Source organism: Mycolicibacterium setense (assembly GCF_000805385.1).
Taxonomy (GTDB): Bacteria; Actinomycetota; Actinomycetes; order Mycobacteriales; family Mycobacteriaceae; genus Mycobacterium; species Mycobacterium setense.
On record NZ_JTJW01000006.1, the window covers coordinates 906466 to 919950 of the forward strand.

Below are 13485 nucleotides of genomic sequence, written 5' to 3' on the forward strand. Positions count from 1 at the left end.
TGAAACTCCAGCCACGCGGGCCGGTTTCCGTTTTCAGTCGGAGGATGCGGACTGCACCCGTTCGCGCAGCGCGGCCAACATTTCGGCGGGCCGATCAGATGGGTCAGATAGGCGCACGAGGTAGGCCAGGAGTTCGACGGCCTCACAGAGGCGCAGGGACACTTGCCGCCCCGTGCCCCGCAGGGTTTTCACCATCGCCTCACCGTCGTGATTCACTCGGTGTTCTACCGCTCGCAGCACGGTCAGGGCAGCAAGTTCCTGTTCGTCCGGACGGTTCACGGTGGTCTCCCTGGTGTTCTTCTCCAGCAGTTCGCGCACATGCCGGGGCTGGATGAGCACGCGGCGACCGATCTTTGACGCGGGCAACTCGCCGCTTTCGATGAGCTTGTCGATTACCCGCAGGGACAGCCCGGTCATACTCACGGTTTCATGGCGCGATAGCGCACGTTCTAGCGTTTCCATGCGTCGAGTACAGCGCTTCGCGCCGACGACGATTGAGACTGAAAGTCGTTGGCGTGGACAGTGGTTGACAATCTCGGTACACCGCAGGCATTATCCGTGAACCACAGTCGGCGCATTTACGCAGGTCGCAGGCAGTCCAGCTGGACAGCGCGGAGGTTTTCCGGCGTGTCGTGCCGGTTTCCGCAGTCGGGAGTGTCGGTTTCATGCGCAGATGCCGAAGAAGTCAGACCGGTTGGCGCGGTGGCATATTCGCAGGACCGGCGGCACACCGCCCCAAGCATGATGGTGCAGGGCGGTGCGCCGTTTCCGCAGCGCAACCGGTGGTGCAGGGACCGAATGATGTTCGGTCACAAGAGTCGTCGTCGGTTCTGAGTACCTTCTGGACTTATGGGAACGCCAGCCGACCGCAGCGATGTTGCCGCTGCCGTGCGTGCTGTCGTAGATGCCGCCCCGACGATGACTGCCGAGACAGTGCGGGGGATCGGTCGGATAGCGGCTGTGGGGCTAGCGCTTCCAGGTGATGCAGACACCATCGGGGCTGAACCCCTTAGTGCCGCGTCCTAGCCGAACGATCTTCACATCGGCGAGATAGTCCACGATGGCGCGGCGCTGGCCCATCGTGAGGGACTGCCACAGTTCCGGAATGTCCACAGTGGTGTCCGTGATGAAGTCCAGCGGGCTGCGGCCTCCAAGGTGGGCGAGGGTCGCGGTAATCGCGGTGTCTCGCGCCGTGAGTTTCTTGGTGCCAGCGGCCAGCTGTGCGCGGTCAATCTCTCCATCGGCGAACGCCTCGGCCAGTTGCTCTAGGCGCAGTCTGATCGCGTCCTGCTCGGTGCGCAGCGCCGCAAGCTCTGCGGAATCGTCTCGCCGTTTCGCACTGTCGATCAGGCCAGGGCGGGAGAGCCGCTCCACCATGACGGCCTCGACGTAACCGTCGAGCTGTGCGGCGCGGCGACTCACATGCCCCCCGGTAAAGCGCACGTCACGGTTACCGCAGCGGTAGGCCGGTTCCTGGCCGCTCGCACGCCCAACGCGCAACGTGCGCTCACCGCACACCCCGCAGATGTAGATACCCGAACCGAGATGCTTGGGTGCGGGTCCACCCCCAGGATTTGTACGGCGACGGGGGTCGTTGAGGATGTGGCGGGCGGCCTCCCAGGTTTCGCGGGGGACTAGGGCAGGCCAGACGGCGATCCCGGCAATCTCGCCGTGGTGCACTGACAAACCAGCGATGCGCGGGGCGCAGATCAGCTCCCGGACATACTGGGACCTCCACGGTTTACCGGTCGCGGTAAGGACGCCACGCTCATTGAGGTCACGGACTATCGACCGCAGCGAGATGCCCCCGACGACGGACTCCACCATCTTCACCACCTCAGCGGCCTCCACGGGGCGGACCGTCACGCCGTCAGACTCAAACCCGAACGGGCGGATACCGCCGTGGAACCTTCCGGCTTTGGCCTGTTGCTCGCGTGCGCGCCGGATGCGTTCACCCTTGTGCTCGCTCTCGTGCTGCGCCCATGCCGACAAGGTGATGGCGATGGCCCGCCCTGACGGCGTGGATAGGTCCCAGTGACCGGCCTGCGCCGTGTGTGTGTCGAAACCGTGTTTGCGGCTGACCGCGACGTAGTGCTCCAGCTCCAGCACGGACCGATGCAGTCGGTCGGGATGCCATGCCAGCACCCCCTTCACTTCACCGGCCTCGATGGCAGCCAGCAGGGCCTCGTATTGCGGTCGGCGTCGGCCTGAGTAGGCGGATGTGTCGTTATCACAGAACACTTGGACGACTCGCCAGCCGAGTGATTCGGCCAGTTTGCGGCAGTCCTGTTCCTGGCGTTCCACGCCGAGACCGGCGCCGCTGCGGTCCTGGGATATCCGCACGTAGATCGCGGCGGGGATTCGGTTCGCCTTACTCATCCCTCTAGTGTGTCATAACTGCAGAGCCGTGAAGGCCGGGTTGGTGCCCCCGCATCTCCGGGACGGCCACTATTCCGGGGCGCAGAAACTGGGCAATGCCGTCGGCTACAAGTACGCCCATGATCATCCCGATGGCGTTGTGCCGCAACAGTATCCGCCAGATGATCTGGTTGGTGTGGACTATTACCAGCCGACCGGCCGGGGCTTCGAACGCGAGCTCACCGGCCGCGTCGACAAGCTGCGCGCCATCATCCGCCGCCTCCGTCGCTGAGCCCCGCCCGCCGAACCCTTGACAAGGCTCCGTGGACCGCTCTACCTTCGTAGTCAATCAATTGGTTGATCAACGGAAAGATTGACTATTGGAGCGTGATGGGGATGTGGATACGAACCTGGATCGGGCCTTCCTGGCCCTCGCCGATCCGGTCCGGCGGGCGATGGTGGCACGCCTGTCCCGCGGCCCGGCCACCGTCAACGAGCTGGCGGAACCATTCGCCATCACGAAACAGGCTGTCTCCAAACACATTCAAGTACTCGAACAGGCGGGACTGGTCACCAGGACCCGAGACGCACAACGGCGGCCGGTCCATCTCGACGCGGCCGCGCTGGAGGGGCTGACCGCATGGATCGACCGATATCGGCTCGACGCCGAACGCAACTATCGCCGACTGGATGACCTGCTGGCTCGAATGGCACCGACAACCGACAGAACCGAGGAGAAATCATGACGAACGCGCTCAACCTCAACGCCCCCGTCGACACGCTGGCGATGGACTTCACCCGTCCCTTCGCCGCGCCGGTGGATGCCCTGTTCCGGGCCCACGCCGAACCCGAACTGGTCACCCAGTGGCTGGGGCCGCGCGGCCTTGAGATGAAGGTCGAGCACTGGGACTTCCGCACCGGTGGCGGTTATCGGTACGTGCACTCCGACGCGTCCGGTAGATATGCGTTCAACGGCGTCTACCACGTGGTGCGTCCCAACGAACTCATCATCCAGACCTTCGAATTCGAAGGCGCCCGAGACATGGTGAACATCGAGTACCTGTGGTTCGACGACCTGGGCGCGGGCCGCAGTCAGCTGCGCGGGCGCTCGATCTGCCCCAACACGGATGCGCGTGACGCCCTGCTGTCCTCGGGCATGGAGGGCGGAATGACCGAGGGGTACGAACGCCTCGACACGTTGCTGGCCGCCGGCTGAGGCAGTGCCCGCGATGCAAACGGTCCCGCCCGCGGGGAGCGCGGCGGGACCGTTCGCGGGCGAACTTACGATCAGCGGAGCAGCCCGGAGCGCCGTCCGCCCAGCAGGCCCGTCCTTCTGCGTCCCATCAGCGCCGCTACCAGCGCCACGCCGATCGCGGCGACGATGACCTGCACGAGAAGTTCGAGCCAGTCGATCCCGTTGGTCATCGTCGGGATGCCGAGCGCGCGGGCGATCGCGCTGCCGATGAATGCGGACACGATGCCGACCAGGATCGTCACCAGAACCCCGATGGGTTGTCTGCCGGGGACGATCAGCCGGCCGATCAGGCCGACGACGATGCCGATCAGGATCGCGCTGATGATGCCGGTGATGGTCATTGCTCCTCCAGGTCTGAGTTGGACTGGAACGAGATACCCCGGCCGCACGGCAGGTAAACGGGCGCGTCAATTCTGCTAGCGGTCAGGCCATCTCGGGCACCCGCAGATGTGCCAGCGCAAGTTCGTACTCGCCGACATGCAGCTGATCGGCGCTCAGGTCACGCAGTCGGTCGGTCCGCAACGCCCTGGCCTGATCGCGGTTGTGGTCCATCGCGTCCGCGCTGTCGAACGTGGCAGAGGACACCGCGCGCCCCGACGCCCTGTCGAGCATCAGGCTGGCACTGCAGAAGCCCTCGAGGTCCTCCATCGCGGGCAACACCGTGCTCCGGTAGAAGTCCACCGCCCGGTCGAACAGTTCGGGACGGGTTCGCAGCCAGGTGGCCCGCACGCAGGCTCCGGGTCCGGAGTACTGCTCGCGATGCACCACCGCGATCTCCCATTCGTCGACCGCCGCGGTGCCGGCGAACATCTCGACCACCCGGTGACGCATCGGCGCCACCGCAGCCGCGCTGGCATGCATCGCATCTTGGGACCGCCAGGCCGTCGTGAGGACGCACTCGCCGGATTCCCGGTCGACCATCAAGGACAAACCCACGCAACCGTCCACGGTGTCGAGGGCGGGCATGACCTCGTCGCGGACATGGGCGATGCCGGCGTTGATGGCATGGGTGCGCGCTGCGATCGTGGTTGAACGTGCGAACACGATCCACCCCTTCCCTCCAAAGGGCGGCGCCCCGGTGGCGCCACCGGTTCCACTCCCACCTTCCTCCGCTGCGTCGCGGGTGGCAATGGTGTTGCGGAACGGGGTGGCGGAGCCCTCGTAGGCTGGGGTAATGGATACCGACGTGATCGACGTGGACACCTCGCGGCGGCGCATCGTCGATCTCACCGATTCGGTGCGCGAGTTCTGCGGCGCGCACCGCGATGGCCTGTGCAACGTGTTCGTGCCGCACGCGACGGCCGGTGTGGCCATCATCGAGACCGGCGCCGGCTCCGACGACGACCTGCTCGATACCCTGGAACGGTTGTTGCCGCGCGATGACCGCTATCGGCACAGCCATGGGTCGCGAGGCCATGGCGCAGACCACGTCCTTCCCGCCCTGGTATCGCCGTCGGTGACATTGCCGGTGCAGGCGGGCAGCCCGCTGCTGGGAACCTGGCAGAGCGTGGTGCTGGTCGACCTGAACCGCGACAACCCGCAGCGTTCGGTGCGGCTGAGCTTTCTGGGGGCGTGAGGCTGCTCGCCCTTTTCGGGGCGAACGCGCAGAACGGTAATGTAAGGCGGTCGAACTGGTGGTTGCTCGCGCAACCTCAGCCACCCACGAACACGAGGACAGAGGCGACGTGCAGACACACGAGATCAGGAAGCGCTTCCTCGATCACTACGTGAAGGCGGGCCACACTGAGGTGCCCAGCGCCTCGGTGATCCTCGACGACCCGAACTTGCTGTTCGTCAACGCCGGCATGGTTCAGTTCGTGCCCTATTTCCTCGGCGCGCGCACCCCGCCGTGGGACCGGGCCACCAGCGTCCAGAAGTGCATCCGGACGCCGGATATCGACGAGGTGGGCATCACCACCCGGCACAACACCTTCTTCCAGATGGCGGGCAACTTCTCGTTCGGCGACTATTTCAAGAAGGGCGCCATCGAGCTCGCCTGGAGCTTGCTGACCAACCCCGTGTCCGAGGGCGGCTACGGGTTCGATCCGGAAAAACTGTGGGCAACGGTCTATCTGGACGACGACGAGGCGATCGAGCTGTGGCAGGAAGTCGCCGGCCTGCCCGCCGAGCGCATCCAGCGCCGGGGCATGGCCGACAACTACTGGTCGATGGGCATCCCGGGGCCGTGCGGCCCCTCCTCGGAGATCTACTACGACCGCGGCCCGGAATACGGCGTCGACGGTGGCCCGGTCGCCAACGAAGACCGCTATATCGAGATCTGGAATCTCGTGTTCATGCAGAACGAGCGCGGCGAGGGCACCTCGAAAGAGGATTACGAGATCCTCGGGCCGCTGCCACGCAAGAACATCGACACCGGGATGGGCATCGAGCGCGTCGCCTGCCTGCTGCAGGGCGTGGACAACGTCTACGAGACGGACCTGCTGCGCCCGGTGATCGACGCGGTCGCGGCCGTGTCGCCCCGTGGGTACGGCAAAGGCAGCCACGAGGACGACGTGCGTTACCGCATCATCGCCGACCACACGCGCACCGCGGCGATCATCATCGGCGACGGTGTCAGCCCCGGCAACGAGGGCCGCGGGTACGTGCTGCGAAGGCTGCTGCGGCGAATCATCCGCGCCGCCAAGCTGCTCGGCGTCGACCAGCCGATCATGGCCGAGCTGATGGTCACCGTCCGGGACGCCATGGGCCCGTCCTACCCGGAACTGGTCGCCGATTTCGATCGGATCCAGCGCATCGCGGTGGCCGAGGAAACGGCGTTCAACCGCACCCTGGTGTCGGGTTCGCGGCTGTTCGACGACGCCGCGGCCGCGACGAAGAAATCGGGAGCCACCGTGCTGTCGGGCAGTGACGCGTTCACCCTGCACGACACCTATGGCTTCCCGATCGACCTCACCCTGGAAATGGCGGCCGAGGCCGGTCTGTCCGTGGACGAGCAGGGTTTCCGGACGTTGATGGCCGAGCAGCGTCAACGCGCCAAGGCGGACGCGGCCGCGCGCAAGCAGGCCCACACCGATCTCTCGGCGTACCGTGAGCTGGTCGACGCCGGCCCCACCGAGTTCACCGGCTTCGACGAATTGTCCACTGAAGCAAGGATTCTCGGCATCTTCGTGGACGGCAAGCGGGTCCCGGTGGTGACCCACGACGGGCTGGATGCCGATCGGGTCGAGCTCATCCTGGACCGCACCCCGTTCTACGCCGAGGCGGGCGGCCAGATCGCAGACGAAGGCGCCATCACGGGCACCGGGTCGTCGGCCACCGCCAAGGCGGCTGTCACCGATGTGCAGAAGATCGCCAAAACCTTGTGGGCGCACCGCGTATCGGTCGAGTCCGGGGAGTTCGTCGAGGGCGACACCGTCGTCGCGGCAGTGGACCCCAAGTGGCGCCACGGCGCCACCCAGGGGCACTCGGGTACCCATATGGTGCACGCGGCGCTGCGACAGGTGCTGGGCCCCAGCGCCGTTCAGGCCGGCTCGCTGAACCGTCCCGGCTACCTGCGGTTCGATTTCAACTGGCAGGGCGCGCTCACCGACGACCAGCGCTCCCAGATCGAGGAAGTCACCAACCAGGCCGTCGAGGCCGACTACGAGGTGAACACCTTTGTCACCGCACTCGACAAGGCCAAGGCGATGGGCGCGATGGCCATGTTCGGTGAGAACTATCCCGATCAGGTCCGGGTGGTGGAGATCGGCGGGCCGTTCTCGCTGGAGCTCTGCGGCGGTACCCACGTGCACAACTCGGCCCAGATCGGCCCGGTCACGATCCTCGGGGAATCGTCCGTCGGCTCCGGTGTCCGCCGGGTCGAGGCCTACGTGGGCCTGGAATCCTTCCGGCACCTGACCAAGGAGCGCGCCCTGATGGCAGGCCTGGCCTCGTCGCTCAAAGTGCCCTCCGAAGAGGTCCCCGCGCGGGTGGCGAACCTGGTCGAACGGCTCAAGGCGGCCGAGAAGGAACTGGACAAGGTGCGGCTGGCCAACGCGCGGGCCGCTGCGGCCAACGCCGCCGCGGGCGCGGAGACCATCGGCAAGGTCCGGGTCGTCGCACAACGGATGGCCGGCGGCATGTCGGCCGGTGATCTGCGCAGCCTGATCGGCGACATCCGCGGCAAGCTCGGTTCCGACCCGGCGGTCGTGGCACTGATCGCCGAGGGCGAGAACGACGCGGTGCCCTTCGTGGTGGCGGTCAACCCCGCCGCCCAGGACCTGGGGCTGCGCGCCAACGAGTTGGTCAAACCGTTCGGCGCCGCGGTCAACGGCCGCGGGGGCGGCAAGGCGGACATGGCACAAGGTTCCGGTAAGGGGGCGGCGGGTATCGACGCGGCATTGGCCGCGCTGCGCGCCGAGATCGGCCGGGGCTAGCTTCGTGTCCGACACGGTCGATGACCGGCTACCGGACCGCCCAGGGGACGACGACCCCGGACGCGGGCGGCGCATCGGCATCGACGTCGGCACCGTTCGGATCGGCGTGGCCAGTTGTGATCCCGACGGGATCCTGGCCACCCCGGTCGAGACCGTACAGCGGGACAAACGAGACCGCTCGGGCAAGCACCTGCGCAGACTGGTGGCCCTGATCGGTGAGTACGAGGCCGTCGAGGTCGTCGTCGGGCTGCCACGCACGCTCGCCGACCGGGCCGGCACCTCAGCCGTTGACGCCGTCGAACTGGCTGATCTGCTGGCCCGCCGGATCGCGCCGATACCGGTGCGGTTGGCCGACGAGCGGCTCACTACTGTTTCGGCACAACGATCGTTGCGCGAAGCGGGGGTCCGGGCAAAGGGACAGAAAGCGATGATCGACCAGGCCGCTGCGGTGGGCATTCTGCAGAGCTGGCTGGATCAGCGACGTGCGGCTCTGGCTGCGCGCAGAGAGGGCATGGATGGCTGAGAAGTGGGGTGCCGACAAAGCGAAGCCCGAGGCGATCGGACCACCGCGGCGTGGACTGAGCAAGGCCGAGCGGGCCCGCAAAGCGCGCAACGACCGTAAGCGACGCACGACCCGGGGCTTGTCCATCGCAGCACTCATCGTGGTGGTGATCGGCACGGTGTTCCTGGGTTCCAAGCTGTGGCACAGCATGTCCGGAACCGCCAACGACTACGCGGGTGACGGTGTGGCCGATGTCGTCATCCAGGTCCACGACGGCGATTCCACGACAGCCATCGCCAAGACCCTGCAGAACAAGAAAGTGGTCGCCACAGTCAAGGCCTTCGTCGACGCGGCGGACCAGAACGAGGCGATCTCCGCGATCCAGCCCGGCTTCTACAAACTGCGCACCGAAATCCCGGCAGCCAATGCTGTTGAGCGCCTGGCGGATCCGGAGAGCCGGGTAGGCAAGCTGACAATCCCGGAAGGGCGTCAGCTCGACGACATCTCCGACGTCAAGACCAAAGCCGTCACCGACGGCGTCTTCACGCTGATCTCGCAGGCCTCCTGCGTCGAACTCGACGGTACGAAACGCTGCATACCGGTGGACGAGCTTCGGGCGGCCGCACAGTCCGCACCGCCGGCCGCGCTGGCCGTGCCCGACTGGGCCGTCGCTCCGGTTTCGGCGATGCCCAACGATCACCGGCGCCTTGAGGGCCTGATCGCGCCGGGCACCTGGAACGTCGACCCCGCGGGCACGGCGCAGGACATCCTGTCCACCCTCATCGCAGGCAGCGCCACCCTCTACACCCAGAGCGGCCTGCTCGACACCGCTGCGGCAATGCAGATGTCGCCGTACCAGATCCTCACCGTCGGCTCCCTGGTGCAGCGCGAGGCCAAGCCGCAGGACTTCGCCAAAGTGGCCCGCGTGATCTACAACCGGCTGGCCGAGCATCGCAAGCTGGAGTTCGACTCGACCGTCAACTATCCGCTGGATCGCCAGGAAGTCGCGACAACCGATGACGACCGGGCCAAGACGACCCCGTGGAATACCTATATGAGTCAAGGGCTTCCGCAGACTCCGATCTGTTCGCCCGGCCTCGATGCGCTGACTGCGGCCGAGCGGCCGGCGGAGGGGGACTGGCTGTACTTCGTGACCGTCGACCTGCAGGGCACCACACTGTTCACCCGCGACTACGACGAGCACCTGGCCAATATCGAACAGGCGCAGCACAACGGTGTCCTCGACAGTGCCCGATAGGCGGCCCGCCGCCGTGCCAGGTAGGCAAGACACAGGAGGCCGCCGCGCGGCTGTTCTCGGCTCCCCGATCGCCCACTCACGCTCGCCGCAATTGCATCTGGCCGCGTACAAGGCGCTTGGCCTGACGTCGTGGACGTATGAGCGCATCGAATGCACGGCCGAACAACTGCCGGGGTTCGTCGGCGCCCTCGGCCCGGAATGGGTCGGCCTGTCGGTCACCATGCCGGGCAAGTTCGCCGCCCTGGAGTTCGCCGACGAACGCACCGCGCGCGCCGAGCTGGTGGGCTCGGCCAACACGCTGCTCCGGATGTCCACCGGCGGCTGGCGCGCCGACAACACCGATATCGACGGGGTGGTGGGCGCGCTCGGGACGGCCGGCGACTCCGCACTGGTGATCGGGTCGGGCGGCACCGCACCGGCCGCCGTGGTGGCACTGGCAGAGCTCGGCGTGCAGCGGATCACCATCGTCGCCCGCGACGAGGGCAAGGCGTCGCGGTTGGTGGACTTGGTCGGCCGATGTGGAGCACAGGGCAGCTGGTGCGACATCGGCAGTAAAGAATTGGCCGACGCGGCGGCCACCGCGGACGCGGCGGTCAGCACCATCCCGGCCGAGGCGGCCGCCGCCTACGCGGGCACGCTGGCCGTAGTGCCCCGTGTGCTCGACGCCATCTACGACCCCTGGCCGACACCACTGGCCGCGGCGGTCGATGCGGCGGGCGGTGAGGCGATCAACGGGATACAGATGCTGCTGAATCAGGCTTTCGCCCAGGTGGAGCAGTTCACCGGGATGCCTGCTCCCAAGGAGGCGATGCGCGCCGCGTTGGGCTGAGCCGTCACGGGGCGAACGTTCCCCGGTGGTAGGAGCTGTGGAGGTATTCCTTGGATCCGACCAGGCGCGCCAGCGGGGTCTGGACCGTGTCCTCGGCGTCCACCATCTCGGCGATCGAGGCCAGGTCGTATCTCGGACACCAGCCCAGATCGGCACGGGCCAGGGTGTTGTCGTAGACACGGTCGATGCGTGCGGGGAAGCGCCAACCGCGCCGCGCCCAGACCTCGGCGACCCGGGGAGCCCGCCGGGCGAAGACCCCGGCCGCATCTGTCCGCAACTGCGCCAGGTCTTGTGGCAGGAACGGTGTCGTGGCCGAGACGATGTAGCGGCCGAACCCTATTCGCTCGGCCGCGGCCGCGGCCAGCAGATGCGCCTCGACGGCGTCCTCCAACGCAACGCGACGGGTCGCGTATTCATCGGCCTTGACGTTGGCGTCGTTCCGGCCCTCCTGGGCATCGGGCCTGTCGTCGCCTTCGGGGAAGAACCGTGCCACGCGCAGCACCACGCACGGCAACCCATGGTTTCGCTGGGCCAGCTGACACAGATCCTCGGCCGCGGCCTTCGTCGCGCCGTACATGTTCTTGGGCACCGGTGTCACCGACTCGTCGATCCAGGCCGCCGGTTGCTGAGCATCGGGTACCAATGCATCGCCGAAAACCGTTGTGGAAGAAGACATCACGAATGCGCGCACGCCTGAGTCCGCAGCCGCCTCCAACAGCGACAGGGTTCCGCTGACATTCGTGTCGATGAAAGCCTGCCCGGGCACGAACGCCAGCTGCGGCTTGTGCAGCGTCGCAGTGTGCAGCACCACGTCGGCGCCCGCCATCGCCGCCCGGACCGCTCCGGGATCGGTGACAGAACCGACCCGGTCAGTCCACGGCGACGGCCGGATGTCCATTCCCGCGACATCCTCACCGCGGGCGCGGAGGGTGCGGACGATCGCCTCACCGAGGTGGCCGGAACTGCCGGTGACCAATGTGCGCACCACTCGACCGTGTCATACCGCCGCAAGCGATTTTCCGGGCGGGCGCGGGGCAACCGTAGGGTGGCGACCATGACCCGACCCGGCTCGCTGCCCCGTGTGGGGGTGGTCTTTCGCCCCGACTGTTCGCCCGCGGCCCTGCCCCGCAGTGCGGTCGCCGCGGAGCGGGCCGGCATCGACGAACTCTGGCTGTGGGAGGACTGCTTCCTGCAAGGTGGTATCGCCCAGGCGGCGGTCGCGCTGTCCGCCAGTGAGACGGTGACCGTCGGTATCGGTGTGCTCCCCGCGCCGCTGCGCAACGTGGTGTCCACGGCGATGGAGATCGCGACGCTGGCCACCGTTTTTCCCGGCCGGATCCGGGTCGGCATCGGCCACGGGGTGCAGGCCTGGATGCGACAGGCCGGGGCAGCGGTGCCGTCCCCGCTCACACTGTTGCGCGAGTACCACGGTGCGCTGAGGCGATTGCTCGCCGGCGAGTTGGTCAGCACCGAGGGCCGGTTCGTGCGTCTCGACGGTGTCCGACTGGATTGGGTTCCGCAGCAACCGGTTCCGGTACTGATCGGCGGCACCGGTCCGAAAACTCTGCGGCTTGCCGGCGAGATCGCCGACGGCGTCATCGTCGACAGCCTGAACACGCCGGACTCCGCCCGGGAATCGTTGGATCACGTCGCCGCCGGGCAGGCCGGCCGCGACGGCGCCGCGGATTTCGCGACGGTGCAGTACCTCGCGTGCGTGCCCGGCACCTCCGGGCGGCAACGTCTCGACGACGAGGCGGTGAAGCGGGGAGTGGCGTTCGGCGCGTACGGCGTGGGCGGGACGGTCGGCGAGATCACCGCGGCGGCGTCCGCCTATCCCGCCCAGACCCTGGTGTTCCAACCGTTGGGGCCGGATGTCGATTTCGCTGGATTCGCCGACACCGTGGGTGAGGTGGCGAGCGCGTTGCGGACGCTCTGAGGCTTCGAAGAGGCGCATTCGGGGGTCACCGGTCGCGCTTAGCCTCGGTTGGTGGGGGTGGGGGTGGGGGTCGTGGCCGTCGGTGTGGGCTGGTTGGTGGCCCTGAGCGTGTTCGACATCCGGGACCGGCGATTGCCGAACTGGCTGACCCTTCCCGGCGCGCTGCTGGTTCTGGTGGTGGCGGCATCGGCGGGACGTGGTCCGGCCGCGCTGGCCGGCGCCGCGGCGTTGTCGGCGCTGTATCTGGCGGTGCATTTGGTGTCGCCGCGGGCCATGGGCGGCGGCGACGTCAAACTCGCGGTCGGACTCGGCGCGATGACCGGGGCATTCGGTGCCGACGTGTGGCTGCTGGCCGCGCTGGCCGCACCCCTGCTCACCGCGGGCCTCGCCGTCGGCGCCGCCGTCCGCGGTGTGCGCACGGTGGCGCACGGGCCGTCGATGTGTGTGGCCAGTGCGGTCGCGGTCGCCGTGGCGCTGGTGTGACCGACGGCCCGAATTGGTGCTCAGCGCACCCGAAATCCGTCGTTACGCTCATCACCGATGGCCAGTCGTCCCGGGGGGATTCGCATGACACAACCGCACTTGCAACAGACCGCGCAGCATTACCCGGCACCGCCCGCGGTTCCGGTTTTTCGCGTGGAGACGATGCGGCACACCGGCTTGCTGATCCTGTGGTTCAACCAGACCCGCACGGTGACGGGGACCGCCGAACAGTGCGAGGCCGCATTGACCAGCGCTCAGCGGCACAATCTCGTCCTGGGCTGGTGGAGCTTCCTGTCGATCCTGTTCATGAACTGGCTCTCACTGCTGCACAACGCGGGTGCGCGGGCCAAACTGCGCAAGGAAGTCGAGCAGGCGCAGGCCTACGCGCAGTGGTGGTACCAGTACGGGCAGCACCAGAACGCACCGCAGCAACCGCAACGGCAGTAGGTCGCGTTCGTCACGATCGACCACGGATTTCGGGAGGCAAA

15 protein-coding genes and 1 pseudogene are annotated in these 13485 nt (G+C 67.3%); 11 read left to right on the forward strand and 5 right to left on the reverse strand.

Annotated elements, in window-relative coordinates; all coding sequences use genetic code 11:
• Positions 1-33 precede the first annotated feature (33 nt).
• Together QQ25_RS15110 and QQ25_RS15115 are read right to left on the reverse strand one after the other, a co-directional pair.
• Entirely contained in the window at positions 34-417 is a 384-nt protein-coding gene (locus QQ25_RS15110) for a helix-turn-helix domain-containing protein (RefSeq protein WP_039379413.1), read from the reverse strand.
• 549 nt (positions 418-966) lie between these two features.
• On the reverse strand, positions 967-2379 hold the full coding sequence (locus QQ25_RS15115; RefSeq protein WP_039379415.1) for a recombinase family protein: 1413 nt from the start codon (positions 2377-2379) through the stop codon (positions 967-969).
• A 22-nt stretch (positions 2380-2401) separates the two neighbouring features.
• On the opposite strand from QQ25_RS15115, the pseudogene QQ25_RS15120 reads away from it, so the two are divergent.
• From QQ25_RS15120 to QQ25_RS15130, 3 genes and pseudogenes are all read left to right on the forward strand, one after another.
• A pseudogene (locus QQ25_RS15120) lies at positions 2402-2650 on the forward strand (AAA family ATPase); the annotation flags it as partial.
• Between the two features lie 88 nt (positions 2651-2738).
• Positions 2739-3104 (forward strand): ArsR/SmtB family transcription factor, encoded by a 366-nt coding sequence (locus QQ25_RS15125; RefSeq protein ID WP_039319619.1) that lies wholly within the window; start codon positions 2739-2741, stop codon positions 3102-3104.
• The gene (locus QQ25_RS15130) at positions 3101-3574 is read left to right on the forward strand and encodes an SRPBCC family protein (protein WP_039379418.1); all 474 of its coding nucleotides are present in this window, start codon (positions 3101-3103) and stop codon (positions 3572-3574) included. Before QQ25_RS15125 ends, QQ25_RS15130 begins: the two co-directional genes overlap by 4 nt.
• A 71-nt stretch (positions 3575-3645) precedes the next feature.
• Here QQ25_RS15130 and QQ25_RS15135 read toward each other — a convergent pair whose 3' ends face one another.
• Together QQ25_RS15135 and QQ25_RS15140 are read right to left on the reverse strand one after the other, a co-directional pair.
• Positions 3646-3954: a GlsB/YeaQ/YmgE family stress response membrane protein gene (locus tag QQ25_RS15135; RefSeq protein ID WP_039319624.1), complete on the reverse strand. Its 309-nt coding sequence runs from the start codon at positions 3952-3954 to the stop codon at positions 3646-3648.
• 82 nt (positions 3955-4036) lie between these two features.
• On the reverse strand, positions 4037-4657 hold the full coding sequence (locus QQ25_RS15140; RefSeq protein WP_039320572.1) for an antibiotic biosynthesis monooxygenase: 621 nt from the start codon (positions 4655-4657) through the stop codon (positions 4037-4039).
• A 130-nt stretch (positions 4658-4787) separates the two neighbouring features.
• On the opposite strand from QQ25_RS15140, the gene QQ25_RS15145 reads away from it, so the two are divergent.
• The 5 genes from QQ25_RS15145 to QQ25_RS15165 all read left to right on the forward strand — a co-directional run bounded on the left by QQ25_RS15145 (position 4788) and on the right by QQ25_RS15165 (position 10578).
• A complete protein-coding gene (locus QQ25_RS15145) occupies positions 4788-5189 on the forward strand; it encodes a secondary thiamine-phosphate synthase enzyme YjbQ (protein ID WP_039319626.1) in 402 nt (133 codons plus the stop codon).
• A 109-nt stretch (positions 5190-5298) separates the two neighbouring features.
• Positions 5299-7989 carry an alanine--tRNA ligase gene (gene alaS / locus QQ25_RS15150; RefSeq protein WP_039379992.1) on the forward strand — a complete coding sequence of 897 codons (2691 nt, stop codon included), beginning with the start codon at positions 5299-5301 and terminating at the stop codon, positions 7987-7989.
• A gap of 4 nt (positions 7990-7993) precedes the next feature.
• Positions 7994-8512, forward strand: a complete 519-nt coding sequence (gene ruvX, locus QQ25_RS15155) for a Holliday junction resolvase RuvX (RefSeq protein WP_039319628.1) — start codon at positions 7994-7996, stop codon at positions 8510-8512.
• A complete protein-coding gene (locus tag QQ25_RS15160) occupies positions 8505-9749 on the forward strand; it encodes an endolytic transglycosylase MltG (protein ID WP_039319630.1) in 1245 nt (414 codons plus the stop codon). The genes ruvX and QQ25_RS15160 overlap by 8 nt, the downstream gene beginning before the upstream one ends.
• Complete coding sequence (locus QQ25_RS15165; protein ID WP_039379420.1) at positions 9739-10578, forward strand: shikimate dehydrogenase; 840 nt, start codon at positions 9739-9741, stop codon at positions 10576-10578. The genes QQ25_RS15160 and QQ25_RS15165 overlap by 11 nt, the downstream gene beginning before the upstream one ends.
• Before the next feature lie 4 nt (positions 10579-10582).
• Here QQ25_RS15165 and QQ25_RS15170 read toward each other — a convergent pair whose 3' ends face one another.
• On the reverse strand, positions 10583-11563 hold the full coding sequence (locus QQ25_RS15170) for an NAD-dependent epimerase/dehydratase family protein (protein WP_039379994.1): 981 nt from the start codon (positions 11561-11563) through the stop codon (positions 10583-10585).
• Positions 11564-11632: 69 nt separating this feature from the next.
• Here QQ25_RS15170 and QQ25_RS15175 point away from each other — a divergent pair, with 69 nt between their 5' ends.
• The 3 genes from QQ25_RS15175 (at position 11633) to QQ25_RS15185 (ending at position 13444) form a co-directional block, all read left to right on the forward strand.
• Entirely contained in the window at positions 11633-12514 is an 882-nt protein-coding gene (locus QQ25_RS15175) for an LLM class flavin-dependent oxidoreductase (protein WP_052235884.1), read from the forward strand.
• Positions 12515-12571: 57 nt separating this feature from the next.
• Positions 12572-12997, forward strand: a complete 426-nt coding sequence (locus QQ25_RS15180) for a prepilin peptidase (protein WP_039319634.1) — start codon at positions 12572-12574, stop codon at positions 12995-12997.
• Between the two features lie 84 nt (positions 12998-13081).
• Complete coding sequence (locus QQ25_RS15185) at positions 13082-13444, forward strand: hypothetical protein (protein ID WP_039379423.1); 363 nt, start codon at positions 13082-13084, stop codon at positions 13442-13444.
• Positions 13445-13485 lie beyond the last annotated feature (41 nt).